The 26,407-nt window shown below is 69.6% G+C and carries 20 protein-coding genes and 1 pseudogene; 11 read left to right on the forward strand and 10 right to left on the reverse strand.

What is annotated here, in order from left to right:
* Window positions 1–56: 56 nt before the first annotated feature.
* Window positions 57–512, forward strand: a pseudogene (locus tag ACW5DW_RS14010) (TonB-dependent receptor plug domain-containing protein); the annotation flags it as partial.
* 178 nt (window positions 513–690) lie between these two features.
* Window positions 691–2,187: a TonB-dependent receptor domain-containing protein gene (locus ACW5DW_RS14015; RefSeq protein ID WP_457019697.1), complete on the forward strand. Its 1,497-nt coding sequence runs from the start codon at window positions 691–693 to the stop codon at window positions 2,185–2,187.
* A gap of 24 nt (window positions 2,188–2,211) precedes the next feature.
* Here the strand turns inward: ACW5DW_RS14015 and ACW5DW_RS14020 are convergent, their stop codons facing one another.
* From ACW5DW_RS14020 to ACW5DW_RS14035, 4 genes are all read right to left on the reverse strand, one after another.
* Complete coding sequence (locus ACW5DW_RS14020; RefSeq protein WP_457019699.1) at window positions 2,212–3,717, reverse strand: amino acid permease; 1,506 nt, start codon at window positions 3,715–3,717, stop codon at window positions 2,212–2,214.
* A gap of 286 nt (window positions 3,718–4,003) precedes the next feature.
* Entirely contained in the window at window positions 4,004–5,071 is a 1,068-nt protein-coding gene (locus ACW5DW_RS14025; RefSeq protein ID WP_457019700.1) for a family 43 glycosylhydrolase, read from the reverse strand.
* Window positions 5,068–6,033: a glycoside hydrolase family 43 protein gene (locus ACW5DW_RS14030; protein ID WP_457019702.1), complete on the reverse strand. Its 966-nt coding sequence runs from the start codon at window positions 6,031–6,033 to the stop codon at window positions 5,068–5,070. Before ACW5DW_RS14030 ends, ACW5DW_RS14025 begins: the two co-directional genes overlap by 4 nt.
* A 22-nt stretch (window positions 6,034–6,055) precedes the next feature.
* Complete coding sequence (locus tag ACW5DW_RS14035; protein ID WP_457019704.1) at window positions 6,056–7,405, reverse strand: MFS transporter; 1,350 nt, start codon at window positions 7,403–7,405, stop codon at window positions 6,056–6,058.
* A 160-nt stretch (window positions 7,406–7,565) separates the two neighbouring features.
* On the opposite strand from ACW5DW_RS14035, the gene ACW5DW_RS14040 reads away from it, so the two are divergent.
* The 3 genes from ACW5DW_RS14040 (at window position 7,566) to ACW5DW_RS14050 (ending at window position 13,203) form a co-directional block, all read left to right on the forward strand.
* Window positions 7,566–8,528: a LysR substrate-binding domain-containing protein gene (locus tag ACW5DW_RS14040; protein WP_457019705.1), complete on the forward strand. Its 963-nt coding sequence runs from the start codon at window positions 7,566–7,568 to the stop codon at window positions 8,526–8,528.
* Between the two features lie 296 nt (window positions 8,529–8,824).
* Window positions 8,825–10,549, forward strand: coding sequence for an IlvD/Edd family dehydratase (locus ACW5DW_RS14045; RefSeq protein ID WP_457019707.1), 1,725 nt, complete (start codon window positions 8,825–8,827; stop codon window positions 10,547–10,549).
* 215 nt (window positions 10,550–10,764) lie between these two features.
* The gene (locus tag ACW5DW_RS14050; RefSeq protein WP_457019709.1) at window positions 10,765–13,203 is read left to right on the forward strand and encodes a beta-L-arabinofuranosidase domain-containing protein; all 2,439 of its coding nucleotides are present in this window, start codon (window positions 10,765–10,767) and stop codon (window positions 13,201–13,203) included.
* Between the two features lie 281 nt (window positions 13,204–13,484).
* Here ACW5DW_RS14050 and hutG read toward each other — a convergent pair whose 3' ends face one another.
* From hutG to ACW5DW_RS14075, 5 genes are all read right to left on the reverse strand, one after another.
* Window positions 13,485–14,261 carry an N-formylglutamate deformylase gene (gene hutG, locus ACW5DW_RS14055; RefSeq protein ID WP_457019710.1) on the reverse strand — a complete coding sequence of 259 codons (777 nt, stop codon included), beginning with the start codon at window positions 14,259–14,261 and terminating at the stop codon, window positions 13,485–13,487.
* 308 nt (window positions 14,262–14,569) lie between these two features.
* Complete coding sequence (gene gorA, locus ACW5DW_RS14060) at window positions 14,570–15,931, reverse strand: glutathione-disulfide reductase (RefSeq protein ID WP_457019712.1); 1,362 nt, start codon at window positions 15,929–15,931, stop codon at window positions 14,570–14,572.
* Window positions 15,928–17,184 carry an NAD(P)/FAD-dependent oxidoreductase gene (locus tag ACW5DW_RS14065; protein WP_457019713.1) on the reverse strand — a complete coding sequence of 419 codons (1,257 nt, stop codon included), beginning with the start codon at window positions 17,182–17,184 and terminating at the stop codon, window positions 15,928–15,930. Before ACW5DW_RS14065 ends, gorA begins: the two co-directional genes overlap by 4 nt.
* 39 nt (window positions 17,185–17,223) lie before the next feature.
* Window positions 17,224–18,477, reverse strand: coding sequence for a DUF418 domain-containing protein (locus tag ACW5DW_RS14070; protein WP_457019715.1), 1,254 nt, complete (start codon window positions 18,475–18,477; stop codon window positions 17,224–17,226).
* A 187-nt stretch (window positions 18,478–18,664) separates the two neighbouring features.
* Complete coding sequence (locus ACW5DW_RS14075) at window positions 18,665–19,147, reverse strand: FKBP-type peptidyl-prolyl cis-trans isomerase (protein WP_457019716.1); 483 nt, start codon at window positions 19,145–19,147, stop codon at window positions 18,665–18,667.
* Window positions 19,148–19,218: 71 nt separating this feature from the next.
* On the opposite strand from ACW5DW_RS14075, the gene ACW5DW_RS14080 reads away from it, so the two are divergent.
* From ACW5DW_RS14080 to ACW5DW_RS14095, 4 genes are all read left to right on the forward strand, one after another.
* Window positions 19,219–19,818: a C40 family peptidase gene (locus ACW5DW_RS14080; protein WP_457019718.1), complete on the forward strand. Its 600-nt coding sequence runs from the start codon at window positions 19,219–19,221 to the stop codon at window positions 19,816–19,818.
* A gap of 122 nt (window positions 19,819–19,940) precedes the next feature.
* Window positions 19,941–20,639 carry a C40 family peptidase gene (locus ACW5DW_RS14085; RefSeq protein ID WP_457019719.1) on the forward strand — a complete coding sequence of 233 codons (699 nt, stop codon included), beginning with the start codon at window positions 19,941–19,943 and terminating at the stop codon, window positions 20,637–20,639.
* 556 nt (window positions 20,640–21,195) lie between these two features.
* Window positions 21,196–22,005 carry a bifunctional hydroxymethylpyrimidine kinase/phosphomethylpyrimidine kinase gene (gene thiD, locus ACW5DW_RS14090; protein WP_457019721.1) on the forward strand — a complete coding sequence of 270 codons (810 nt, stop codon included), beginning with the start codon at window positions 21,196–21,198 and terminating at the stop codon, window positions 22,003–22,005.
* Window positions 22,002–22,856, forward strand: a complete 855-nt coding sequence (locus ACW5DW_RS14095) for an alpha/beta hydrolase family protein (RefSeq protein WP_457019723.1) — start codon at window positions 22,002–22,004, stop codon at window positions 22,854–22,856. The genes thiD and ACW5DW_RS14095 overlap by 4 nt, the downstream gene beginning before the upstream one ends.
* Here ACW5DW_RS14095 and galE read toward each other — a convergent pair.
* The gene (gene galE, locus ACW5DW_RS14100) at window positions 22,844–23,857 is read right to left on the reverse strand and encodes a UDP-glucose 4-epimerase GalE (protein WP_457019724.1); all 1,014 of its coding nucleotides are present in this window, start codon (window positions 23,855–23,857) and stop codon (window positions 22,844–22,846) included. The two genes, ACW5DW_RS14095 and galE, sit on opposite strands and share 13 nt — an antisense overlap.
* Before the next feature lie 169 nt (window positions 23,858–24,026).
* Between galE and tviB the strand changes: the two genes are divergently transcribed.
* Together tviB and ACW5DW_RS14110 are read left to right on the forward strand one after the other, a co-directional pair.
* The gene (gene tviB, locus ACW5DW_RS14105) at window positions 24,027–25,316 is read left to right on the forward strand and encodes a Vi polysaccharide biosynthesis UDP-N-acetylglucosamine C-6 dehydrogenase TviB (RefSeq protein WP_457019726.1); all 1,290 of its coding nucleotides are present in this window, start codon (window positions 24,027–24,029) and stop codon (window positions 25,314–25,316) included.
* 20 nt (window positions 25,317–25,336) lie between these two features.
* Window positions 25,337–26,344 carry an NAD-dependent epimerase gene (locus ACW5DW_RS14110; protein ID WP_457019728.1) on the forward strand — a complete coding sequence of 336 codons (1,008 nt, stop codon included), beginning with the start codon at window positions 25,337–25,339 and terminating at the stop codon, window positions 26,342–26,344.
* Window positions 26,345–26,407 lie beyond the last annotated feature (63 nt).

The following is a 26,407-nucleotide window of genomic DNA, read 5'->3' on the forward strand; positions in this document are numbered from 1 at the left end:
CACAAGCCATCCGCCCGCGCGACCTTCGCGTCGCGTCCTTGTGCCTTGGAGCCAACATGTCGATTCCCCTCTGCCCGGCGCCGCGCGCGCCGCGCCTGTGCGCGGCCGTCCTGGTCGTGCTGTCTGTTTCCCTTCCCGCGTTCGCGGATCCGCCCCCGCCTGCCGGCGCCAAACCCCGGGCCACCACCCTCGATGCGATCGAAGTGCAGGGCACTCGCGACCCGCTGCACGCCGAGCGGGCGCTGACGCCCGGTGCGGTGACCGTCGTCGATGGCGAGACCTTCCAGCGCCGGTCTGTCGGCCACCTCGCCGACGCGCTGCGCTATGTGCCGGGCGTCTGGATCGAGAGCAGTACCGGTGGCGATGCCGTGTTCATCTCCAGCCGCGGCTCCAACCTCGACGCCACCGGCTATGACAGCAATGGCATCAAGCTGTTCCAGGACGGGCTGCCGGTCACCACGGCCGACGGCAACAACCACAACCGGTTCCTGGATCCGGTCGCGGCGCGCCATGTCGTGGTGGCCCGCGGCGCCAACGCGCTCACCCATGGCGCCAGCACGCTCGGCGGCGCGATCGATTTCATCTCGCCCACCGCGCGCAACAGCGCTCCACGGCAACTGGCCGCCACCGTTGGCAGCCACGGCGTGTGGCGCGGCCGGCTGACGGCCGGCGGCGTGTCGGGCGACCTCGATGCTGGAAGGCACCGGCCGCGACGGCTATCGCGGGCACAGCCGACAGGACCGCGCCGGCCTCTACGCCAATGCCGGCTGGCGCGCGACCCCGGCGCTGGATCTGCGCGTGTTCGCCACCTACCTGGACAGCGAGGAGGAACTCGCCGGCGGCCTGAGCCGCGCGCAGTTCGACGCCGACCGGTTCCAACCCAATCCCTCGGCCATCAGCGGCCATTACCAGCTCAACGTGCGAACCAGCCGGCTGGCTGCCAGGGGCAGCTGGAGCCCGGCCACGGACCGCAGGCTCGACTTCGGCCTGTCCAGGGAGGGCCAGCATCTCTACCACCCCATCGTCGACAAGGTCATGGTCGATTTCGATGGCCCCGGCCCCGCCCCGCCAGTGGAGGTCTTCAGCCTGCTCAAGACCACCGACCAGCGCACTCTCGCCGGCATGGTCCGCTACAGCGCACGAATCGGCGAGCACGACGTCCTTGCCGGCATCAACCTGGCCGACACCCGCGAACAGGGCGGCGACCATCGCAATGCCGGCGGCATGCGCAACGGCCAGACCGGCATCATCGACAACCGCTCCGACAGCGTGGAGCTGTTCGTGGTGGACCGCTGGGCGATCGCGCCCGACTGGACCATGGTCTATGGCGCGCAGGGCGTGCTCACCGGCCGCGACGTGCGCAGCACGGACCTGGCCACCGGCACCGTGCGCAACCCGCGCCGCGACTACACCGCCTTCAACCCGCGTGTGGGCGTGATCCACGCGCTGGGCGCCGGCAGCGAGGCCTTCGCCAGCGCCAGCCGCCTGTACGAGGCGCCCACGGTTTTCGAGCTGGAGGACGATGTGCGCGGCGACGGCGCGACCCTGGATGCGATGCACGGCGCGGTGCTGGAAGTCGGCGTGCGCGGCGAGACCGCGCTGTCCTTGGATGCGGCGCGCTGGCATTGGGACGTGTCGTTGTATTACGCGCGCATCCGCGACGAGATCCTGTCGGTGGACGATCCGGCGGCGCCGGGCACCAGCCTGTCGTCCAACGTGGACCGTACCGTGCACGCCGGCCTCGAGGCACTGCTTGGCGCGAGCTTCGCCATCGGCAATGGCACGCACCGCATCGAACCGCTGCTCAGCGCGACGTGGAACGCGTTCTCGTTCGACGGCGACCGCTTCCATGGCGACAACACCCTGCCCGCCGCCCCCGACTACGCGATCCGCGGCGAACTGGTGTACCGACATCGGGGCGGCCTGTTCGCCGGACCGACCTTCGACCTGGTCGGCTCGCGCTACGCGGACTTCGCCAACAGCTACCGCGTGGGCGGATACGCCCTGCTCGGCCTGCGCACCGGCATCGAGCGCGAGCGCTGGCAACTGTTTGCCGAGGCCAGGAACCTGCTCGACCGGAAGTACGTGGGCAGCTTCAGCGTGCGCGACCGGGCCCGCCTGGACGATGCCATCCTGCAGGCGGGCGAGCCGCGCTCGGTCTACGTCGGTATCCGGTATCTGTTTTGAACGGCGACGGCCAGCGCGACACGTTCAGCCCGCCTGCCCCACCCGCGCATGACGCCGCCCGTAGATGAAATACACCGCCGCGCCCAGCACCAGCCACACCCCGAACCGCACCCAGGTCAGCGTGGTCAGGTTGAGCATCAGGTAGAAGCAAAGCAGCGCCGAGATGATCGGCAGCACCGGCGAGAACGGGACGCGATAGGCACGCGGCAGGTCCGGGCGCGTGCGCCGCAGCACCACCACCGCCAGGCTCACCAGCACGAAGGCCGACAGCGTGCCGATGTTGATCATCTCCTCCAGGATCTCGACCTGGGTGAAGCCCGCCAGCAGCGCAACCGCCGCGCCGGTGATCAGCTGCAGGCGCACCGGGGTCTTGCGCGTTTGCGAGGTGACGCTGAGCCAGCGCGGCAGCAGGCCGTCGCGGCTCATCGCCAGCAGCACCCGCGACAGTCCCATCAGCAGCACCATGATCACCGTGGTCAGGCCGACCAGGATGCCGATCGAGATCACCTGCGCCGCCCAGCCCGCGCCGACCGCGACGAAGGCCGTGGCCAGCGAGGGGTTCTCGGCTTCGGCCAGCAGCGTGTACGGCACCATGCCGGTCAATGCCAGCGCGACGCCGACGTACAGCAGGGTCACCAGCGCCAGGCCACCGAAGATGCCCAGCGGCAGGGTGCGCTGCGGGTCCTTGACCTCTTCGGCCGAGGTCGCGACCACGTCGAAACCGATGAAGGCGAAGAACACCAGCGCCGCACCGGACAGCACGCCGGCCAGCCCGTATTTCGCCGGCTCCGCGCCGGTGGCCCAGGCCAGCAGCGACTGCGCCCACACGTCACCATCGCCGCCCTGCGTGGGCACGGCCGGCGGAACGAAAGGCTTGAGGTTGGCCGGGTCGAAGTAGGTCAGGCCCACCACGATCACGAACACCACGATCCCCACCTTGATCAGGGTGAACACGTTGTTGACCTGCGCCGAGATCTTGGTGCCGAGGATCAGCAGCCCGGTGAACACCGCGACGATAAACAGCGGACCCCAGTCCAGGCCGATCCCGGCCACGTCGACGGTGGTCGGTATGTCGACATCGAACAGCTCGAACACCATCGCCAGGTAGATGCCCCAGTACTTGGCGATCACCGCGGCGGCGGTCAGCAGTTCCAGGATCAGGTCCCAGCCGATGATCCAGGCCAGGAATTCGCCAAGCGTGGCGTAGGTGTAGGTGTAGGCGCTGCCCGCGACCGGGATGCTGGAGGCGAACTCGGCGTAGCACATCATCGCCAGCGCGCAGGCCAGCGCGGCCAGCAGGAACGACAGCGTCACCGCGGGACCGGCGAAACTGCCCGCCGCGCGCGCGCCCACCGAGAAGATGCCCGCCCCGACCGCCACCGCCACGCCCAGGATCATCAGGTCCCAGGCGGTGAGCGAGCGCTTGAGCTCACGCCCCGGCTCGGCCGCATCGGCAATGGTCTGTTCGATCGACTTGGTGCGCAGCAGGCTGGGCAGGAAGCTGGCCTTGCGGCTTGGGGAAGGCGACATCTCGGGCTCACGGAACGGCGGGGGCGTGCTGCGCCGCCCGGGTGTGCAGGCGCAGTCCTGCGCGCAGGCTACGCCCGGCGACTGCAAGGGAACAATGCCCGGTGCCGGCATCAGCGTGCTTCAAGTCCTCCCCTTCAAGGGGAGGGTTGGGAGGGGATGGTGTGATTGGCCGGACCCGCCAGCTGCGGGCGTGGCGGGCAGCACACCATCCCCACCCCGGCCCTCCCCTTGAAGGGGAGGGAGAACAGCGGCGCGTCGCGCGGATCGGGCCGGGGCCGGCTCCGGATCAACGCAGGAGCGGCGCCGGATCCACCACCGGCCAGCCTTCTCCATCCCACGTCATCGGCAACACCTTGAGCTTCGGCAAGCCGCCGTCCTCGACGTCGTAGGCGTGGAAGACGAGGTAGTCCCTGCCCTCGAAGCTGTAGGCGCTGTTGTGGCCGGGGCCGGGCCAGCGCGGGGTGCCGCGCAGGACTTCGGTGGCGCCGCCCTGGTCCATGCGCTGGCCGTCGCGATCGAGGTAGGGGCCGGTGAGCGTGCGCGAGCGGCCGACCATGATGCGGTAGTCGCTTTTCGCACCGCGGCAGCAGTGGTCCCAGGAGACGAAGAGGTAGTACCAGCCGTCGCGCTTGAACACGAACGGCGCCTCGATCGCGCCGGGCTCGGGCTCGGCGTCGTCGACCAGGATCGAGCGCGCGCGCTTGGCCAGCGTGTGCCATTGCTGCGGCTCGGCGGGGCGCAGGCGGTCCTCGCGCAGCTTGACCAGCTTCAGCCCGCCCCAGAACGAGCCGAAGGCCAGCCACGGCGTGCCGTCGTCGTCCTCGACGAGATTCGCGTCGATCGCGTTCCACATGTCGCGATGCGGCACCGAGCGCAACACGATGCCGTGGTCGACCCACCGATGCGCGGGATCGGACGCATCGAGCGTGGTGTTGGTGGCCACGCCAATGGCGGATGTGTTCTTGCCGCCGCTGGAGATCGAGTAGTACAGGTACCAGGTGCCGTCGTGGTGCGAGATGTCCGGTGCCCAGATGTGGCCGTTGAACCCGGGGACGATGTCGTAGGCCCACGCGGGAATCTCCGCGAACACCTGCGGCTCGGCCTTCCAGGTCTCGAGGTCGTTCGAGCTGTAGACGGTGATGCCCGGGCCGGTGACGAATGCGTACCAGGTCTCGCCCTGGCGGATCATCACCGGGTCGTGCGCCAGCACGTCGGCCCAGTAGCCTTCGCGCGGCGCGGCGACCGGCGGGCTTTCCATCATGTCGTCGTTGTTGGGGCGGACGTCCTGCGCGCACGCGGGCAGCGCGAGCATGCAGGCCAACGCCAGCATCGCCAGCTGCAGCAGCCGCCTCATCCTGCCGCCCCCGGGATCTCCACTTCGCGCAGCGGCCGCCCGAATACCGGCATGCCGTCGGCGTCCCATTGCAGCGGATGCAGGCACGTGTGGCGGTCCGGATTCCACAAGGGGTCGCCTTCGATCTGCGTGTAGTTGCGCGCGTGGTAGACCAGCAGGTCGGTGACGCCGTCCGGCGCGACGGTGAAGCTGTTGTGGCCGGGACCGAACACCTCGGCCTCGATGTTGCTGGTGAACACCGGTGTCTGCGCCTTGTGCCAGCTGGCGGGGTCGAGCAGGTCCGCGTCGGCATCGGCCCAGAGCAGGCCCATCGCGTAGCGTTCGTCGGTGGCGCTGGCCGAATAGGTGACGAACACACGGCCGTGGCGGATCAGCACCGACGGGCCTTCGTTGACCAGGAAACCCTGCACTTCCCAGTCGAACTCGGGCCTGGTCAGCAGCACCGGCTCGCCCTCGATGTGCAGGCCGTCGCGCAATGGCGCGAGGTAGAGATTGGAGTTGCCGGGGATGTCGGGATGCTTCTGCGCCCAGAGGTAGTACTGCACGCCGCGGTGCTTGAAGCTGGTGGCGTCCAGGCAGAAGGCGTCGATGCCGCTGTCGACGTGGCCGGCGAGTTCCCACTCGCCCTGCATCGGGTCCTGGGCCCTGCAGCGCAGCGCGTACATACGGTGCTGGAACAGCTCGTCCCTGATCTCGCGCGAGGGCGCGACTGCGAAGTAGATGAACCAGGCGCCGCCGATGCGGTGCAGCTCCGGCGCCCAGACCAGCGAACACGTCGGTCCGCTTGCGGGCGCGGCCCACAGCGCCCTCTCTTCCGCGGTGACCAGTCCCGCCAGGGTCGGCGCGCGGCGCAGCACGATGCGATCGTACTCGGGCACCGAGGCGGTGAAGTGGTAGTGGCCATCGTGCAGGCTGATATGCGGATCTGCACGATTGAGGATGAACGGGTTGCGGAGCTTCATGCGGGACTCCCTGCTGCGCCCATCACGCTGCCGGCGCGTCGGACAGGATCTGCGCGCGGATCTGGCGGTAGCGTTCGTCGGTGATGCGGTAGAAGAACATCACTCCGCCCATCAGCGCGTGGAACAGGCCGGGAATGATGGTCAGCATCAGCGCGATGCCGTTGAGCGCATGCGGCGTTTGCGGCTGGTCGGGCACATAGCCGAACCCGCCCAGCAGCATGCCGACAATCGCGCCGGCCACGCCCATGCCGGCCTTCTGGCAGAACGAGATGCCGCCCATCGCCAGTCCGGCCACGCGCCGGCCGCTCCTGGCGTGGCCGTAGTCCACCGCTTCGACGATGGCCGACCAGAACACCGGTGCGTGCAGGTCGACCACGAAGCAGATCAGGAAATAGAACACGAAGGCCAGCGCCACGTCGCCGGGCTGCACCAGGAAGTACATCGCCACGCTCAGCACGCCGACGGCCAGCTGCGACCAGCGGAACATCGCCACCTTGCACCAGCGCTTGGTGATCCAGGTGGAGGCCACCATCGCCAGGATCGCGGCGCCCACGCCGGTGGCCAGGAAGGCCGACAGCATCTTCGCGTCGCCGCCGAGGTAGTACTTGGCGTAGTAGGCCGCGACCGAGCCGCGCACCACGTAGCCGATGGTGCCGATCACGCACACCGCGCACAGCAGCAGCCACTGGTCGTTGCGCAGCAGCAGCCGCACCTGCTGCCGCAGCGGCGTGCGGTCGACGTGGTGGCGGATGCGCTCGGTGGTGGTGAAGAAGCACAGCAGCAACAGCAGCGTCGCCATCAGCCCCATCAGCCCCATCGCCCAGCGGTAGCCCTCGGCGAGGTTGCCGCGGCCCCAGGATTCGGCCAGCACCGGCACCAGGATGGTCACCATGAAGGCCGCGACCTTGGCGAAGAACAGGCGATAGCCGTTGGCCGACAGCCGCTCCTTCGGATCGGCGGTGAGCACGCCGATCAGCGAGATGTAGGGAATCGTGACCACGGTGAAGAACAGCGTGACCAGCAGGTAGGTCGCGTAGGCCCAGGCCAGCTTGGCGCCGTAGTCGGCGTCGGGCGTGGTGAACACCAGGAACACCGAGATGCCGAACGGGATCGCGAACACCAGGAAGTACGGGCGGTAGCGGCCCCAGCGCGTCTCGACGCGGTCGGTGACCAGGCCCATCAGCGGGTCGGTGACGGCATCGAACATGCGCACCACGATCAGCAGCAGGGCGACGTCGGTGGGCTTGAGCCCGTACACGTCGGTGTAGAAGAAGGTGATGATCAACATCATCGAGGAGATGACGACGTTCACCGCCATGTCGCCGGCGCCGAAGCCGACCTTCTCGAGCACCGACAGCTTCTGGTCCTGCATCGCCCCTCCGCGGATGCGTGATCCTTCCCGCAGCCACGCGGGTCGTCGGCCGGGCGCATCTGCGGCGTCCTCGGCCGTGCCCATTCTGGTCGGGGCACGGATATGCAACAAATACAAAAATAGCGATAATCGATATCGATGCCGATATAGGAGTCCTGCCGTGCCCAGCCCTCCCTGGTTTGTCCGTGCGCGCCTGAAGACGCGCCAGCTGATGCTGCTGATCGCGATCGAGGAGCAGGGCAACATCCACCGCGCGGCCGAAACGCTGAACATGTCGCAGCCGGCCGCGTCCAAGCTGCTCAAGGACCTGGAGGAGCTGATCGGCGTGCCGCTGTTCGAGCGCCTGCCGCGCGGCATGCGCGCGACCTGGTACGGCGAAAGCATGATCCGCCACGGCCGCATCGCGCTGGCCAGCCTGGCCGAGGCCGGGGCCGAGATCGAGGCGCTCAAGGCCGGCCACGCCGGCAACGTGACCATCGGCGCAATCGCCGGGCCGGCCATGACCCTGCTGCCGCCCACGCTGGCGCGGCTGCACCGCGACCACCCGGACCTGCGCGTGTCGGTGATGGTGGAAAGCAGCGACGTGCTGCTCGAGCAACTGGCGCAGAACCGCATCGACCTGATGATCGGCCGCCTGTTCCCACGCCACGACAAACGCAACCTGCAGTATGAGCCGCTGGCCGAGGAGGACGTGTGCGCGATCGCCCGGCCCGACCATCCGCTGCTGGCGGGCGGCACGCCGGGGCTGGCTGAGCTGGCCAAGGCCAGTTGGGTGGTGCCGCCGGAGGGCAGCGTGCTGCGCCACCGCTTCGAGCTGATGTTCCAGAACGCGGGCCTGCAGCCGCCGCGCCAGGTGATCGGCACGGCCGCCCTGGTGCTGGTGCCGCGCCTGCTGCAGGGCAGCGACCACCTGGCCGTGGTGCCGGTGGACGTGGCGCGCCATTACGCCGGCTACGGGATGGTGAAGCAGTTGCCGGTGGATCTGTCGTGCCGGATGGATTCGTTCGGCTTCATCACCCGCACCGACTGGCTGCTCTCGCCCGGCGCCCGCACCGCGCTGGCAACGCTGCGGGAGCTGGCCGCGCAGGTGTACGCCGGTGACGGGGCTGCAAGCGGCGGCTGAGGAACATCCCGATTGTCATTTCGAGCGCAGCGAGAAGAGCTTTACAACGGCAAGGCCGGTCAATCTGCGGCGCTGATTTCCCGGGATTCCTCGCTCCGCCAGCAATGACGGGACCAGACTGTCGCGGTGCGCGGCGCTCGCGCACCCGGCATCCATACCAGGACGCATATCGATACCCCTGCAATTGTTATTTTCCTTGCATGTGTCCGCCGGCTAGCATCGCCGAGGCAGACGACCGGCGCGGCTTCCCGCCGCGCCCGGTCATTTCCCTCACCCCAGGCAGGATCCGCGACCGCATGAGCGCTCCAGGCAAGCCAGCGCGCCGCAGCCAGCAGTGGTTCGGCCGCGACGGCAAGCAGGGTTTCTACTACCGCAGCTGGCTCAAGGGCCTGGGCCTGCCGCACGAGATGTTCGACGGCCGGCCGGTGATCGGGATCTGCAACACCTGGTCGGAGCTGACGCCCTGCAACTCCTCGTTCCGCGAGCTGGCCGAGCACGTCAAGCGCGGCGTGTACGAGGCCGGCGGCTTCCCGCTGGAGTTTCCGGTGATGTCGCTGGGCGAGACCCAGATGCGGCCGACCGCGATGCTGTTCCGCAACCTCGCGTCGATGGACGTGGAGGAATCGATCCGCGCCAACCCCATCGACGGGGTGGTGCTGCTGATGGGCTGCGACAAGACCACGCCCGCGCTGCTGATGGGCGCGGCCAGCGTCGACCTGCCGACGATCGGCGTGTCCGGCGGGCCGTCGCTGTCGGGCAACTGGCGCGGCAAGCCGGTGGGCTCGGGCACGGGCGTGATCGAGATGTCGGAGATGGTGCGCGCCGGCACCCTCAGCCAGGAAGAATTCACCGAGGCCGAGGCCTGCATGCAGCGCTCCAAGGGCAGCTGCATGACCATGGGCACAGCTTCGACGATGGCCTGCATGGTCGAGGCGATGGGCATGTCGTTGCCGGAGAACGCGGCGATTCCGGCGGTGGATTCGCGCCGTTTCCGGCTCGCGCACCTGTCCGGCCGGCGCATCGTGGAGATGGTGCGCGAGGACCTGCGCATGTCCAAGCTGCTCACCTACAACGCCTTCGCCAATGCAATCCGCGCCAACGCGGCGATCGGCGGTTCGACCAATGCGGTGATCCACCTGCTCGCGATCGCGGGGCGGCTCGGCGTGCCGCTGTCGCTGGACGACTGGGACGAGCTCGGCTCGGCGCTGCCCTGCCTGGTCAACCTGAAGCCGGCTGGCGAGTATCTGATGGAGGATTTCTACTATGCGGGCGGCCTGCCGAGCGTGCTGCGGGAGATCGCCGGATACCTCGACCTGGATGCGCTGACGGCCAACGGGCGCACGGTGGGCGAAAACATCGCCGACGTGCCCTGCTGGAACCTCGACGTGATCCGGCCGCTGGCCAAGCCCGTGCGCGCAGCGGCCGGCATCGCCGTGCTGCGCGGCAACCTGGCGCCCGATGGCGCGGTGATCAAGCCCTCGGCGGCCTCGCCGCAGCTGCTGCAGCATCGCGGCCGCGCGGTGGTGTTCGAGGACATCGACGACTTCAAGGCACGCATCGACGACGAGGCGCTGGAGATCGACGAGCACTCGGTGATGGTGCTGAAAAACTGCGGCCCGCGCGGCTACCCGGGCATGGCCGAGGTCGGCAACATGCCGCTGCCGCCGAAGCTGCTGCGCCGTGGCATCACCGACCTGGTGCGCATTTCCGATGCACGCATGAGCGGCACGGCCTATGGCACCGTCGTGCTGCATGTCTCGCCCGAAGCCGCGGCCGGTGGCCCGCTGGCGCTGGTGCAGGAGGGCGATTTCATCGAGCTCGACGTGCCCGGTCGGCGCCTGCACCTGGACGTGCCGGATGCGGAGCTGGCGCGTCGCCGCGACGCGTGGACGGCGCCCGCGCCGCCTGCCCGCGGCTGGAGCAAGCTCTACGTCGACCACGTGCAGCAGGCGCACCTGGGCGCGGACCTGGATTTCCTGGTGGGTGGAAGTGGCGACACGGTCGCGGGCGATTCGCACTGAGTGGTGAACGGCATCCGTCCCGGATTGCACTGTCGGTGTGACCTGGACTGTTCCGGCTCCCTCGCGGCTTCGGATTCCTCACCCGCTGCGCAGGTTCGGAATGACAGGTCATCACCTATTGTCATCCCGAACGCAGTGAGGGATCTCCCACCGGCGCAGCGCCCCGCCCCGCGCTGCCACAGTCGGCATCCGGCCGCCACCCGATGGAGCCACTGATGCACACCCCGCCTCCATCGCCCGACCGCCGCCGCTTCCTCGCGGCGGCCGGTTCGACCCTGCTGCTGCCCGCTGCCGCCTCCCTGCCCGCCTTCGCCTCTGGCGGCATCGCCACGGCCGCCGCCCCATTCGCACTTGCCGATGTGCACCTGGACGCGGGCCCGTTCGCGCATTCGCAGACGCTCAACCGGCGCTACCTCGCCGCGCTCGACATCGACCGCCTGCTTGCGCCCTACCGCATCGAGGCCGGCCTGCCCTCGCCCGCACCGAAGTATCCCAACTGGGAGTCGATGGGCCTGGACGGCCACACTGCCGGCCACTACCTGTCCGCCCTCGCCCAGCAGGCCGCGCAGGGCGACCATGCAATGCGCCAGCGGCTCGACGCCATGGTCGAGGCCTTGGCCGAATGCCAGCGCGCCAACGGCGACGGCTATCTCGGCGGCGTGCCCAACGGGCGCGTGCTGTGGCAGCGCATCGGCTCGGGCGAGTTCCAGGCCGAGGCCTTCTCGCTCGACGGCGCCTGGGTGCCGTTCTACAACCTGCACAAGATGTACGCCGGCCTGCGCGATGCCTGGCTGATGGCGGGCAACGCCACCGCCCGCGAACTGCTGGTGCGATTCGCCGACTGGTGCGACGCGCTGGTCGCCAATCTCGACGACACGCAGCTGCAGCGCATCCTCGACACCGAACACGGCGGCATGAACGAGGTGCTGGCCGACGTGTACGCGATCACCGGCGAGCGCCGCTACCTGGCGCTCGCCCGCCGCTTCTGCCACCGCGCCATCCTCGATCCGCTGCTGCGAGGCGAGGACCGGCTGGACGGCCTGCACGCCAATACCCAGATTCCGAAAGTGATCGGCTTCGCCCGCATCGGCGAACTCGACGGCGAGCCGGCGTGGATCGAGGCGGCGCGCTTTTTCTGGGAGACGGTGGCGCAGCGACGCAGCATCGCCTTCGGCGGCAACAGCGTGCGCGAGCACTTCAATCCGGTCGACGACTTCTCGCCGATGCTGGATTCGCGCGAAGGGCCGGAGACCTGCAACAGCTACAACATGCTGCGCCTGAGCGCGCTGCTGCACAGGCTGCAACCGCAGCCGCGCTACATCGAGTTCTTCGAGCGCGTGCTGTTCAACCACATCCTGTCGACCCAGCATCCCGGGCACGGCGGGCTGGTCTATTTCACGCCGATCCGGCCGCGCCACTACCGCGTGTACTCGCAGCCCCACCAGTGCTTCTGGTGCTGCGTCGGCACCGGCATGGAGAACCACGGTCGCCACGGCGCCTTCGTCTACACCCGCGGCGACGACGCGCTGGCGGTGAACCTCTACATCGCATCGACCCTGCACTGGCGCGAGCGCGGGCTCACGCTGCGGCAGGAAACGGCCTTCCCGGAAGATCCGCGCAGCAGCCTGCACCTGCAGCTGGACAGGCCGCAGGCGTTCGCGCTGCAGCTGCGCCATCCGCAGTGGCTGCAGGGCGAACTCGTCGTGCATCTCAACGGTCGCCGCTGGCCACTGGCGTCCACGCCCGGCAGCCAGGTCGCAATCACGCGCACCTGGCAGGACGGCGACCGCGTCGACATCGCACTGCCGATGCAGACGCGGATCGAAGGCCTGCCCGACGGATCGGACTGGGTGGCGGTGATGCACGGCCCGCTGATGCTGGCTGCGCGCACCGGCGAGGAGGCGGTCGAGGGCCTGATCGCCGACGACGGCCGCGGCAGCCATATCGCGCCCGGCCCCTACCTGCCGTTGGACGGCGCGCCAATGCTTGTGGGCGAGCGCGACACGCTGGCGGCGCATATCGTCCCGGTCGCGGGCGAGGCGCTCACCTTCACCGCGTCTGCGCTGATCCGACCCGGCGAATTCCATCCGCTGAGGCTTGAGCCGCTGTCGCGCGTGCACGATGCGCGCTACATGGCGTATTGGCGTACGGCGACGCCGGCGCAGTATCCGGGCGTGGTTGCAGCGATCGAGGCCGCCGAGCGCGAGCGCCAGGCGCTGGACGCGCGCACGCTCGACCAGGTGCGGCCGGGCGAGCAGCAGCCCGAGGTCGACCACCGGTACGAAGGGCGGGATTCGGCCACCGGCAGCCTGCTGGGCCGCGCGTGGCGCGATGCGTCCGGCTGGTTCGCCTACCGGCTCGAAGCACGACGCGAGATGGCGACGGACACGCCGCTGCTGCTGCAGCTGGTGCTGTTTGGCGGCGACTGGAACGTGGCGATGGATGTCGAAGTGGAGGGGCGGACGCTGGCGAACATCGATACGGTGAAGCCGGGTCCGGATGACCTGGAAACCCGCGAGATCGCACTGCCGGCCGAGCTCGCATCGGCGGCGCTTTCCGGCGGCATCCGCGTGCGCTTCGTTGCGCGCGACGGGCGGCGTACGCCACGCCTGTTCGGCCTCAGGCTGCTGGCAAGGGACGCATCCGGCGGTTGATCCAGCACGTTGCCGCTCCGCGGCGCAGTCGAACGCTGGCCAGTACAACGTCGCGCTTTGCTCCCTCGCCTTCGTCGCGCCTTGCTCCCTCCCCTTCGTCGCGCCTTGCTCCCTCCCCTTCAAGGGGAGGGCCGGGGTGGGGATGGTGTCCAGGCGTGGCAGGCGGGCGCATGCGGCATCCACACCATCCCCTCCCAACCCTCCCCTTGAAGGGGAGGGCTTTGGTGCGCTGCGCGATCGGGCGAACACAAGGGATCTGACTGGCTGCCCGACCGCGGGCCTCAGTCCCCCGCCACCACCAACAGCGCGCGGATCACCTCCTGCGCTCGCGCCGCCAGCGCTTCGTCATACTCGAACGACGCCTCGTCCATGTAGACGCGCTGGCTGATCTCCAGCTGCACGGCCTGGATGCCGCGCGCGGGATCGGCGTAATGGCGCGTGATGTGGCCACCGCGGAAGCGACCGTTGTGCACCCAGTCGTAGCGCGACTGCGCGGCCAGCACCGCTACCAGTCGCTGCTGCAGCGCGGGCGTGGCGCTGGCGCCATTGGCGGTGCCGAGATTGAGGTCCGGCAAGCGGCCTTCGAACAGGAACGGCAGTTCGCCCCGGATCGAATGCCCCTCCCACAGCACGACGCGGCCGTGTTCGGCATGCAGGCGCTCGAGCTCGTCGCGCAGTGCACCGTGGTAGGGACGCCAGTACGTGTCGACGCGCGCGCGCACCTCGTCCTCGGTTGGCGCCTGGCCATCGAGGTAGACCGGTTCGCCGGAAAAACGCACGGTCGGGCACAGGCCGGTGGTGTTCTGGCCGGGATACAGCGAGACATCGTCCTCGCTGCGATTGAGATCGATGACGTAGCGCGAATGCGTGGGCACGATGACCGACGCGCCGAGGTCCTTCGCGAAGGCGTAAAGCCTTGCGATGTGCCAGTCGGTGTCGGGCACGCGCCGCGCCTGCGGCGTGAGCCTGGCGGCGATGTCGTCGGGAACGAAGGTGCCGTCGTGCGGCAGGCTGACCAGCAGCGGCGCGCTGCCGCGTTGCAGGGAGACGATGTCCATGGCGGGATTGTAGGTGGCTACAGAGGCGGCACGTGAGTCGTCGCCCCTCGCAGGCGCGGTGCCTGCTCCCTCCCCGCTTGCGGGGGAGGTTGGGGTGGGGGCCGCGGTGGCGGATGTCCTTGCGCGGCTCGCGGCCGCTCCACCGCCCTGCTCCCTCCTCCGCTTGCGGGGGAGGGTTGGGGTGGGGGCGCTTTTCGTCAAGCATTCGCCGCTGCGTCACGGCCCCCATCCCGACCTTTCCCCGCAAGCGGAAGGAGCACAAGCGCGTGGGCTTCACGCAGCGTTCCTCCTTCGCTCGCGCCGAGGACTTACCGCATCAACACCACTTCTTCCGCGCTCGTCGGATGGATGGCGACGGTGTCGTGCAGGTCGGCCAGGGTGATGCCCTTCTTCAGCGCGACGGCGAAGCCCTGCAGGATCTCGTCGGCGCCCTCGCCCAGCAGGTGGATGCCGACCACGCGGCGCTCCTCGCCGACGCACACCAGTTTGAACAGGCTGTGCTGCGGGCGGTCGACCAAGGCCTGGCGCATCGGCCGGAAGATGCTGCGATACACGTGCACCGCGTCTCCGTGCCGCTCGCGCGCCTGCACCTCGGTCAGGCCGACCTCGGCCAGCGGCGGATGCGAGAACACGACGGTGGGGATGTCGTCATAGTCCAGTCGCGCGTCAGGACTACCGCCGAACACCCGGTCCATGGTGCGACGCGCGGCCGCGATGGCGACCGGCGTGAGCGTGGCGCGACCGGTGACATCGCCAACCGCGGCGATGTGGGCAACGCTGCTGCGCTGGCTGGCATCGACAACGATGTTGCCGTGCTTGTCCAGGTCCACGCCCGCGGCCTCGAACCCGAGCTTGGCGGTGTTGGCTTTGCGGCCCGTGGCGAGGAACACATGCGCGTACTGGTCTGACACTTCCCCAGCGACATTGCGCAGCCGCAACGCACCTTGCGCGCCCTCGATGGCCGCCAGTCCGTAGCTGAAGTGCAGGCCGATGCCCTGCTGGCGATAGTTTTCCTGCAGCCGCTCGGCCAGCTCCGCGTCGGAATGGCTGAGCAGGCGCTGGCTGCGCGCATAGATGTCGACGCGGCAGCCCAGCGCCTGCAGCACGCCGGCCAGCTCCACCGCGATATAGCCGCCGCCGACCAGGGCCACCTGGCCAGGCGGCTGGTGCAGGGCGAAGAAGTCGTCGGACACGCCGGCCAGGTCCGCGCCGGGCACGTCGGGTCGGCCCGGATGGGAGCCGGTTGCGACGAGGATGTGCCCGGCGCGCAGGCGGGTGCCGTTCTCGCATTCGACCGTGTGTGCATCGTGCAGCCGGCCGCGCGACGGCAGCAGCACGATGCCCGCTTCGTCCAGGCGCCGTCGATAGCTGCCGTGGATGCCGTGGATGTAGCGCTGGCGGCTGGCGATCAGCGCCGGCCAGTCGAGGTCGGGTGACGCGGGCACGTCGAAGCCGAGCTGCGAGGCCAGGGTGATGCTGCCTGCCAGCTCGGCCGCAATCCACATCGCCTTCTTCGGCACGCAGCCGACGTTGACACAGGTGCCGCCGAGTTCGCCGGGTTCGATCAGCGCCACGCGCGCGCCATGGCCTGCCGCGCGGAAGGCGCCGGCCAGTCCGCCGCTGCCTCCGCCGAGTACGACGAGGTCGAAATCCAGGACGGGCTGGGTCATGCGAAGCGCTCCGGCGAATACGGTTTGGGATCGATATGCGGCGATTGACCGGTGACCAGCTCCGCCAGCAGGCGCCCAGTCGCCGGGCTCATGCTCACACCCAGCATGCCGTGCCCGGTGGCCAGCCACAGGTGCGCATGGCCCGGTGCGCGGCCGATGATGGGCAGGTCGTCCCAGGACAGCGGACGCCAGCCGTACCACTCCTCGCGCTTCTCCGGGCCGACCGGCTGGTGCAGGTACTCGGCAGCGCCACGCTCCAGTGCATCGAGCCGGCGCCGGTTGAGCGTGGTGTCGTGGCCGGAGAATTCCATCGTGCTGCCCAGGCGGAAGCCGTCGTCCCACACGGTCACGCAGACCTTGCGTTCGAACAGCGTCATCGGCCGGCGCGGCACCAGCGACGGCCGCGAGTAGGTGATCGAATAGCCCTTGCCCGGCTGCATCGCATCGCGCAGCCAGCGCAGCTGCAGCGAGCGCGCCAGCAGCGGCGACCAGGCGCCGGTGGCCAACACCACGTCGCGCGCGAAGCGCTCGCCCAGCGAGGTGCGCACGCGCATGCCATCGCCCTGCGCTTCGGCGTGCGTGGCCTCGCAATCTGTCTCGATGATGCCGCCGGCGGCGGTGACCGCGCGTGCAAGCCCCGCCACATAGCGATCAGGGCGCAGTTGCGCATCGCCCGGATAGCGCACCGCGCCGGCCACGCCCTCGCGCAGCGCGGGCTCCTGCGCGAGATAATCCTTGCCTTCGATGACCTCCGATTCGATGCCCAGTTCGGCCAGCGCCGGCAGGTGGCGCGCGTAGGCCTCCAGCTGCACCGGATCGCGAAATACGCAGTCCGCGCCGGACTCGGCGAACTCGCAGTCGATGTCGTGCCCGGCGATCCACTCCGGGAAGACCTGGCGCGAGGCGTTGAGGATGGCTGCGCGCGGCCACGCCGAGGCATTCCAGTCGCGCAGGTTGCAGCGCCCTGCGAAGCGCAGCATCCAGCGCCACAGCGACGGATCGAAGCGCGGACGCACGTAGAACGGCGCGTCGGGCGTGAGCATCCAGCGCAGCGCCTTGGCCACCGTGCCTGGCGCGTGCAGCGGCCCGGCATGGCTGGGCGTAAGCGTGCCGCAGTTGCCGTGCGAACTGCCGCCGCCAACGCGGCCGGCATCGATCACGCGCACGCTGCGGCCACGTTCGAGCAGGCACAGCGCGCTGGCCAGCCCGGAAACCCCGGCACCGATGACGAGGATGTCGCTGCGTTGCTCCATCCGTGCAGTGTAACGGCGCGTGCCTGCCGCCCCGGTGACTCAGCCCACGCGCATGGCCGGCTTCGCGCCATACGTGAGCCAGCGCCACAGCCATTCCATCGGCCCGAAGCGGTAGCGCGCCAGCCACCAGTGGCTCGCCGCCACCTGCAGCGCGAACACCACCAGCACCAGCACGACCTGCCCGGCGCGCCCCACCTGTCCCCACAGCCCGAAGCCATAGCCGTAGAACAGCGTCGAGGCGATCAGCGACTGCAGCAGGTAGTGGGTCAGCGCCATGCGTCCGGCCGGCGCCAGCCAGCCGAGCACGCGCGAGATGCCTGGCACGCCCAGGCCCAGCACGAGCAGCGCCACGTAGCCCAGCGCCAGCGGCAGGCTGCCGAGCATCATCAGCCCCGATGCGAGCAGCATCGGCCCCATCTCGCGCATGCCCTCGAAGCTTGTGCCGACCGACATCGCGAGCGCCACGAACACCGCGCCCAGCGGGATCGTCCACAGCGCCAGCCGCGCGAACCAGCCCCGCTGCGAGGCCACATCGTGCATGCGCCCGGAGCGCACCAGCCAGGCGCCGAGCATGAATACGCCCAGCGCCAGCGGGATCACCATCAGCGCGCCCTGCACGGAGAGCGTCAGGAAGTCGCGTGCACGCTGCACCACCGCGTCGGCGTAGCTGCCGTGCGCATAGACCTGCGTGGCGACCGCCGCGGCGGATTCCATCTCTTCGGCCATGGTCCCGATCTCGTCGATCTCGCCGGCCGGCACCAGCGACATCAGCCCGCCACCAAACGTGATCATCAGGGCGAGCGTGGCGTACAGGGCGATGCCGAGCCACAGCCTGGCGCGGTTGGAAATCTCGCCGAACGCGAGCAGCAGCAGGCCGGTGATGGCGTAGGCGTGGAGGATGTCGCCCGGCCACAGCAGCACCGCATGCAGCACGCCGAAGGCCAGCAGCACCAGGCAGCGGCGCAGGTAGCGGCCGCAGAACTGCGGACCGTGCCCGCCGCGGCTGGACATCACCGCGAAGCCCATGCCGAACAGCAGCGAGAACAGCACCCAGAACTTGCCCGCCACGAACACGTGCACGGCCCAGGCCGCGGCGTGGTCAAGCCCGGTCGCGCCCGGATCGATGCCCGATCCCATCTCCTGCAGTGGCCGGCTGAACCACTCGATGTTCATCAGGAAGATGCCCAGCAGGGCGAAGCCGCGGATCACGTCCAATGCCTGGATGCGCTGCGCCGCGTCGATCGGCGCGAATGCCGGCGGCGCGCCCGCGCGGCGGTCGTCCCTGTGCGTCACGTCGTATTCCCCTGGTCCCTGCGCACAGGATGGCGGGCGCCGAGGGCGATTGCCAAGCGTGCCTGGGATGCGTGATGCGGGTGGCTCCGGCTGGGCCGCATCGTCCGGCTTTGGTCATCACCAGGCACCGGCACTTCCGCCGGCGCCACGCCACGCACCGCCATGCGGCGCGGGTGGCCCATCGCGATCAGTGCTGGTGGCCGCCGTCGCCGTGCACGTGGCCGTGCTCGATCTCGACCTGCTCGGCCTCGCGCACTTCGACGATCTCGATGTCGAAATGCAGGTCCTTGCCGGCCATGGGGTGGTTGAGGTCGACATCGACCACGGTCATGCCTACCTTCTCCACGGTCACCGCGCGCGGGCCGAAGTTGGTGGTGAGCACCACCTGCTGGCCGGGGGCCAGCTTCTGCGCGCCGAAGTGCTTCTTGGGCACGCGCTGGGTCAGGCCGTCGCGGCGCTCGCCGTAGGCCTCGGCCGCGGGCACGTCGACGCCGAAGCTGTCGCCTGCCTCGTGGCCCTCGAGCGCCTTGTCCAGCCCCGGGATGACGTTGCCGTGGCCGGCCAGGATCGACAGCGGCTCGCCGCGCTCCTTGGACGACTCCAGCGGCGCCTGGCCGGCTTCGGAGACGCTGTAGTGGAAACGGACGACGCGGTCTTTTTCGATCTTCATGGCGGCTCGCTGGGAGGCGCGGCGCGAGCCGCGGCTTGTCTGGATGGAATGGCCCGGGCACGATGCCGCGCATGACACCGCCACGCGAACGCATCCTGCCGTCGGGCGACGGAGCCGGGCATTATCCGGACTCCGGTGCTGCAACGCCAATCCTGGCGCCTATCCGCGCGCTCGCGCTGTGCGGCGCGATGGTGCTCCTGGCCGGCTGCGGCAGCGGCGACGTGCGCCCCACGCCACGCCCGACGGCCACCGTGCCCAAGCGCGAGTGGCCGGTGGTCGCGCCGCAGGATCCCGCCGCCGCCAACGCGGTGCTGATGCGGGCGATCAGCCTGGTGGGCACGCCTTACCGTTACGGCGGCAATACCCCGGATGGGGGCTTCGACTGCAGCGGCCTGGTCAACTACGTGTTCCGCGACATGCTGGACCTGCGCCTGCCGCGCACCTCGCGCGACCTGGCTGGTTTCCAGGGGCCGAGGATCGAGCCGCAGCGCCTGGCTGCCGCCGACCTGGTGTTCTTCGGGAACGGGGCGCAGGTCACACATGTCGGCATCTACGTGGGAGAGGGACGATTCGTCCACGCCCCCAGCAGCGGCGGCACGGTGCGCCTGGATCACTTGGACGGAAGCTACTGGCAGCGCCACTACAGCGGCGCGAAGCGGATCCTGCGGTGAACGGCCCGTTTCGATTTGTGAGCAGAATCACGTACTTGGACAGGTTTGTGTAACCCTGTTTTAACATCACGCAGCTTTCACTCCGGCACACTCCGCCGCTGATCCGCTCCAGTGAAGTCCGCGTGACGAGACCAACCGCCCCGTCCGGCCGAACCCGCCACCGCTCCAACCCGGCCAGACACGGCAAGTTCGTCGCCCTCTGCGGCTGCCTGCTCTCGCTGGCCGCCCTGCCCGCCTTTGCCGGCCCCGGCCTGGCCGGCGACTCCGCCGATACGCTGGCCGCCCCGTCTGCCTCGGTCACCCGCACCCTGGTGTCCAATCCGCTGCGCACGACCAGCCAGGACGTGCTGTTCGCCAGCGACGTCAACGCGCTGATCGCCGAGGCCGCCGCGATGGAGGCCGCGCAGGCTTCGCCCAAGGAGGAGGAAGGCCGCGTCCAGACCCTGCTCAAGCGCGGCCTGGCCCTGCTCGGCACGCCCTACCGCTGGGGCGGCAACTCGCCCGAGGGCGGCTTCGACTGCAGCGGCCTGGTCGGCTACGTGTTCCGCACCGCGCTTGGCGTCGAGCTGCCGCGCGTTTCTCGCGACATGGCCCGCGACGGCGAGAAGGTCGAACGCACCGCACTGGTGCCCGGCGACCTGGTGTTCTTCGGCCGCCGCGGCAAGCGCGTCGACCACGTCGGCATCTACATCGGCGAAGGCCGTTTCCTGCACGCCCCGCGCACCGGCCGCGACGTGACCGTCTCGCAGCTCGACACCGGCTACTGGAGCGGCAGGTTCCTGCAGGCCCGCCGCGTCGCGGGGCTGGGCACGGAAAGCTGAGGGCACGCACCCTCCGCCGTTGAAGAGGCCGCCGCACGGCGGCCTCTTTGTTGGTTCTTCACCCGATCAAGCGAGAAGATGGACACGATTGCTTGAAGTCCGCGCGGGCTTGGGCTGGACGCCGCGCCCCGTCGACCGGGGGTCGCTTTTCGCTCGGTCAGGGCCGCTGCGCGGTCCGGCCCGGCGCAGCGCGCCGGGCGCTCGCGTGGATGCGCGGCATGCCGCGCAAGCCATCCACGCTCTCCCTGCCCTGACTCGCGCGCAAAACATCCATGTTTTGCTTGCCGCGACCCCCGGTCGCCAGGGCACGGCTCACTGCCACTGATGCTGCGATGCTTCGGTGGGAGCTTTTTCGAAGCCACGCCAGTGACTGGGCGATAGTCGTTCCGGGCTGGGGGTTGCGGAAAGCAGCGCATGGATGCGCTGCGGCGGCGAGTCAGCCATGGATGGCTGACCGAGCCGGGGAGCAACCCCCGGCCCGGAACGACTCCGACCGCAGGCCTGAGCCAGGATCACGTCCCGGGCGTGGATTCGCCGCAGGCGGCACAATGTCGCGATGTCCGCCCCCCCCATCTCCGCCCTCACCATCGCCGGCTCCGACTCCGGCGGTGGCGCCGGCATCCAGGCCGACCTCAAGGCGTTCGCCGCTCACGGCGTGCATGGCCTGTCGGCAATCTCCGCGCTGACCGCGCAGCACACCCGCGGCGTGATCGCGGTGCATGTGCCGCCGGTGGAGTTCCTGCACGCCCAGATCGACGCCTGCTTCGACGATTTCGATATCGGCGCGGTCAAGCTCGGCATGCTGGCTACCGCCGAGGTGATCCACGCGGTGGCCGATGCGCTGCAGGCGCACGCGCCGCGCCAGCTGGTGCTCGACCCGGTGATGGTGGCGACCTCCGGCGCGCGCCTGCTGGCCGAGGATGCGCTTGAGGCCATGCGCACGCGATTGCTGCCGCGCGCCGACCTGCTGACGCCCAACATCCCCGAGGCCGAACTGCTGGCCGGCATGAAGATCGGCAACGCCGCCGATGCCGAACAGGCGCTGGAGCGGCTGCTGGCGATGGGCGCGAGGGCGGTGCTGCTCAAGGGCGCGCACCTGGACGAGGGCGCGCAGGTGATCGACCGCTACCGCGACGGCGCCACTGCCAACGTCTTCATGCACCCGCGCCTGCCCATCGAAGGCCACGGCACCGGATGCACCCTCGCCTCGGCGGCCGCGGCCCAGCTGTGCCTGGGCCTGCCGGTGGCGCAGGCGACCGCCGCCGCAGTGGCCTACGTGGGCCGGGCCCTGCGCCAGGGCTACCGGCCGGGGCGCGGCGATGTGTACGTGCTCGACCATCTCGGCGCGGTGGAACCGGGCGCGTGAGCCAGGCGGCCTGCAGCGTCGAGCGCGAGGTCGCGGCGGCGGATGGCCACGGCTGGCGCTTGATCACACGCATCCCCGCCAATCCGCAGTGCAGCCTGCTTTGGCTACCCGCGCTGGGCGTGGCTGCCCGACACTACATCCCGTTCGCCGAAGCCCTGGCCGCGCGCGGCGTGGCGGTCTTCCTGCACGAGTGGCGCGGCAACGGCAGCAGCAGCCTGCGCGCCAGTCGCGGAGTCGACTGGGGCTATCGCGAACTGCTGCTGCAGGACATCCCCGCCAGCCAGGCCGCCGTCGACCTGGGGCTGCCGGAAGGCCTGCCCCGCAGCATCGGTGGCCACAGCCTGGGCGGGCAGCTGGCCTGCTGCAGGCTGGCGCTCGCGCCGGACTCGGCGGACGCACTCTGGCTGATCGCCAGTGGCGCGCCCTACTGGCGCGCGTTCCCGATGCCGCACCGCGCCTGGCTGCCGCTCGCCTACCGCTTCCTGCCGTGGCTGGCGACGGTCAACGGCGTGCTGCCCGGCCGCCGCATCGGCTTTGGCGGCAACGAGGCCGCGGGCCTGGTCCGCGACTGGGCGCGCACCGCGACCAGCGGACGCTATGCCGCCGCAGGGCTCGCCCAGGACCTGGAGGCCGCGCTTGCCAGGATCACGCGTCCGGTCCATGCGCTGGTGCTGGAAAGCGACTGGCTGGCGCCACGCGCCTCGCTGGACTTCCTGCTCGGCAAGATGCCGCTGGCGCCGGCGCGGGTGGAGTGCCTGGACGCGCGCGACGCAGGCACCCGCCCCGACCATTACGCCTGGATGAAGCAGCCGGATGGCGTGGCCAACCGGCTCTGTGCTCAGCTGCCGTAGCCGTCCGGATTCATCGACTGCCAGCGCCACGCGTCGCGACACATCGCGTCAAGGTCCAGCGCCGCGCGCCAGCCCAGCAGCGCCTGCGCGCGCGCGGGATCGGCATAAACCTCGGCCACGTCGCCCGCGCGGCGGTCGACGATCGTGTACGGCACCGCGCGGCCGGACGCGCGCTCGAAGGCCTGCACCAGTTGCAGCACGCTCACGCCGGCGCCAGTGCCGAGGTTGACGGTGAAGCCGCTGCCAGTGCGCGCCAGCGTGTCCAGCGCGTCCGCATGCGCACGCGCCAGGTCGACCACGTGGATGTAGTCGCGCACGCCGCTGCCGTCGACCGTCGGCCAGTCGCCGCCGTACACGCTCAGCCGTTCGCGCCGGCCCACGGCCACCTGGCAGATGTAGGGCATCAGGTTGCTCGGGACACCGGACGGATCCTCGCCGATCAGCCCCGAGGGATGCGCGCCGACCGGATTGAAGTAGCGCAGGATACCCGCCTGGAAGCCCGGGTCGGCCGCGCACAGATCCTCGATGAGCTGCTCCATCACCAGCTTGGTGCGCCCGTAGGGATTGGTGACGCGCAGCGGCGCGTCCTCGTCCACCGGCACCCGCTCCGGATCGCCGTAGACCGTGGCCGACGAACTGAACACGAGCCGCCGCACCCCCGCCTGCTGCATCGCCTGCAGCAGGTTGAGCGTGCCGGTGATGTTGTTGTCGAAATAGTCCAGCGGCCGTTCGCACGATTCGCCCACCGCCTTGAGCGCGGCGAAGTGCACCACCGCGTCGAAGCCGCCCGAGGCAAGCAGCTCGACCGTGGCAGCGCGATCGCGCAGGTCGACGTGGCGGAAGTCCAGCGGTTTGCCGATGATCTGCTGCAGCCGCTCGAGCACGCGCGGCGAGCTGTTGCACAGGTTGTCGGCGATCACCAGATCGTGCCCGCGCGCGGCGAGCTCCACGCAGGTGTGGCTGCCGATATAGCCGGTACCGCCGAATACCAGGATGCGCATGCTGAGGTCCGCAGGGAGGCTGAGTCGATTATCCGACACCGCGGCGCCATGCGCGCACTGGCCGCACCGCGCCGCAATATGCGTTGTGCCATGTCGCATCCTGAGCGTGCGCCGGCCTGCCCCGGGACCGCGGCTAGAATGCGACCTCCTTCCACAGACGGCCTGACGGATGACCGCTTCCCTGCCCGAACGCAACGACATCCGCATCGCCGTCATCGGGCTCGGCTACGTGGGGTTGCCGCTGGCGGCCGCCTTCGGCCGCAGCTATCCGACGGTCGGCTTCGACATCGATGCCGCACGCGTGGAGCAGCTGCGCCGCCACCACGACCAGACCCTGGAGATGTCCGAGGAGGAACTGCGCGCCTCGACCGGCCTGGCCTGCACCGCCGATCCCGCTGCGCTGCGCGACTGCAACGTGTTCATCGTCACCGTGCCCACGCCGATCGACGAGTACAAGCGCCCGGACCTGCGGCCGCTGGAGTCCGCCAGCCGCACGGTCGGCACGGCCATCGCCCGCGGTGGCGTGGCGATCTTCGAATCGACGGTGTACCCCGGCGCCACCGAGGAAGTGTGCGTGCCGATCATCGAGCGCGAGTCCGGCCTGCGCTTCAACCACGATTTCCATGCCGGCTACAGCCCCGAGCGCATCAACCCGGGCGACAAGGAGCACCGGCTCGAGAACATCCTCAAGGTGACGTCCGGCTCCACCCCGGAAGCGGCGGACTTCGTCGACGCGCTGTACGCGAGCGTGATCACCGCCGGCACCCACAAGACCTCGAGCATCCGCGTGGCCGAGGCGGCGAAGGTGATCGAGAACACCCAGCGCGACGTCAACATCGCGCTGATCAACGAGCTGGCGCTGATCTTCGACCGGCTCGGCATCGACACCCACGAGGTGCTCGAAGCCGCCGGCACCAAGTGGAACTTCCTGCCGTTCCGGCCGGGCCTGGTCGGCGGCCACTGCATCGGCGTGGACCCGTACTACCTCACCCACAAGGCGCAGCAGATCGGCTACCACCCCGAAGTGATCCTGGCCGGGCGCCGCATCAACGACAGCATGGGCAGCCACGTCGCCCAGCGCGTGGTCAAGCTGATGCAGCAGCGCGGGCTGCGCACGAGTGGGGCGAAGGTGCTGATGCTGGGCCTGGCGTTCAAGGAAAACTGCCCGGACCTGCGCAATACCCGCGTCATCGACATCATCGACGAGCTGCGCACCTACAGCGTCGACGTCGACGTGCACGACCCCTGGGTTTCGCCTGCGCAGGCCCACCACGAGTACGGCATCGCGCCGGTGGCCGAGCCGCAGCCCGGGCACTATGACGCGGTGATTCTTGCGGTCGCACACCGCGAATTCGTCGCACTGGGCGCAGACGGCGTGCGCGCCTTCGGCAAGCCCGATGCGGTTTTGTTCGACGTCAAGCGCGCGCTGCCGCGCGATCGCGTCGACGGCTGCCTTTGAACCAAACGGAAAAGACACGAATGCGCGTACTCGTCACCGGCGCCGCCGGCTTCATCGGTTCCCACCTGACCCATCGCCTGGTCGAGCGCGGGGACGAGGTCCTCGGCTACGACAACCTCAACAACTACTACGATCCGACGCTGAAGCAGGCGCGCCTGGATCGGCTGCTGCCCAAACCCGGCTTCTCGTTCGTGCAGGGTTCGCTGGAGGATCGCGGCACGCTCGAACGCGCCTTCGCCAACTTCCGCCCGCAGCGCGTGGTCAACCTCGCCGCGCAAGCCGGCGTGCGCTACTCGCTGGAGAATCCGCACGCCTACATCGACAGCAACATCGTGGGCTTCACCAACGTGCTGGAAGCCTGCCGCCACGGCGGCGTGGAGCACCTGGTCTACGCCTCGTCCAGCTCGGTCTACGGCGCCAACCGCAAGCTGCCGTTCGCGGTCGAGGACAGCGTCGACCATCCGGTCAGCCTGTACGCGGCGACCAAGAAGGCCAACGAGCTGATGGCCCACACCTACAGCCATCTGTTCGCGCTGCCGACCACCGGCCTGCGCTTCTTCACCGTGTACGGCCCCTGGGGCCGCCCGGACATGGCGCTGTTCCTGTTCACCAAGAACATCATCGAAGGCCGGCCGATCGACGTGTTCAACCACGGCCACCACACGCGCGACTTCACCTACGTCGACGACATCGTCGAGGGCGTGATCCGCACCCTGGATCGCATCCCCGGGCCCGACCCCACCTACGATCCGCTGCTGCCCAACCCGGGCTCGTCGAGCGCGCCCTACCGCGTCTACAACATCGGCAACCACCAGCCGGTGCAGCTGCTGCGCTACATCGAGGTGCTCGAGGAATGCCTGGGGCGCAAGGCCGAGAAGAACCTGCTGCCGATGCAGCCGGGCGACGTGCCCGACACCGAGGCGGACGTCGAGGCGCTGCGCCGCGACACCGGCTACCAGCCGTCCACGACGATCGAGACGGGCGTGCGCAACTTCGTGGCGTGGTACCGGGAGTACCACGGCATCTGAATGCGCCAGGCGGGTCGCGAGGCCCGCGCTGTCCTTGCTTTGCGCCCTTCTCCGTATATCCCC

Source organism: Luteimonas sp. A482, assembly GCF_054072655.1.

Coding starts and splice junctions, on each gene's coding strand:
- ACW5DW_RS14020 (WP_457019699.1), bottom strand. CDS start 3,717: ATGTCGCCTTCCCCAAGCCGCAAGGCCAGCTTCCTGCCCAGCCTGCTG.
- ACW5DW_RS14080 (WP_457019718.1), top strand. CDS start 19,219: ATGACACCGCCACGCGAACGCATCCTGCCGTCGGGCGACGGAGCCGGG.
- ACW5DW_RS14015 (WP_457019697.1), top strand. CDS start 691: ATGCTGGAAGGCACCGGCCGCGACGGCTATCGCGGGCACAGCCGACAG.
- ACW5DW_RS14045 (WP_457019707.1), top strand. CDS start 8,825: ATGAGCGCTCCAGGCAAGCCAGCGCGCCGCAGCCAGCAGTGGTTCGGC.
- thiD (WP_457019721.1), top strand. CDS start 21,196: ATGTCCGCCCCCCCCATCTCCGCCCTCACCATCGCCGGCTCCGACTCC.
- hutG (WP_457019710.1), bottom strand. CDS start 14,261: ATGGACATCGTCTCCCTGCAACGCGGCAGCGCGCCGCTGCTGGTCAGC.
- galE (WP_457019724.1), bottom strand. CDS start 23,857: ATGCGCATCCTGGTATTCGGCGGTACCGGCTATATCGGCAGCCACACC.
- ACW5DW_RS14030 (WP_457019702.1), bottom strand. CDS start 6,033: ATGAAGCTCCGCAACCCGTTCATCCTCAATCGTGCAGATCCGCATATC.
- ACW5DW_RS14065 (WP_457019713.1), bottom strand. CDS start 17,184: ATGGAGCAACGCAGCGACATCCTCGTCATCGGTGCCGGGGTTTCCGGG.
- ACW5DW_RS14025 (WP_457019700.1), bottom strand. CDS start 5,071: ATGAGGCGGCTGCTGCAGCTGGCGATGCTGGCGTTGGCCTGCATGCTC.
- ACW5DW_RS14110 (WP_457019728.1), top strand. CDS start 25,337: ATGCGCGTACTCGTCACCGGCGCCGCCGGCTTCATCGGTTCCCACCTG.
- ACW5DW_RS14075 (WP_457019716.1), bottom strand. CDS start 19,147: ATGAAGATCGAAAAAGACCGCGTCGTCCGTTTCCACTACAGCGTCTCC.
- ACW5DW_RS14035 (WP_457019704.1), bottom strand. CDS start 7,405: ATGCAGGACCAGAAGCTGTCGGTGCTCGAGAAGGTCGGCTTCGGCGCC.
- ACW5DW_RS14050 (WP_457019709.1), top strand. CDS start 10,765: ATGCACACCCCGCCTCCATCGCCCGACCGCCGCCGCTTCCTCGCGGCG.
- gorA (WP_457019712.1), bottom strand. CDS start 15,931: ATGACCCAGCCCGTCCTGGATTTCGACCTCGTCGTACTCGGCGGAGGC.
- tviB (WP_457019726.1), top strand. CDS start 24,027: ATGACCGCTTCCCTGCCCGAACGCAACGACATCCGCATCGCCGTCATC.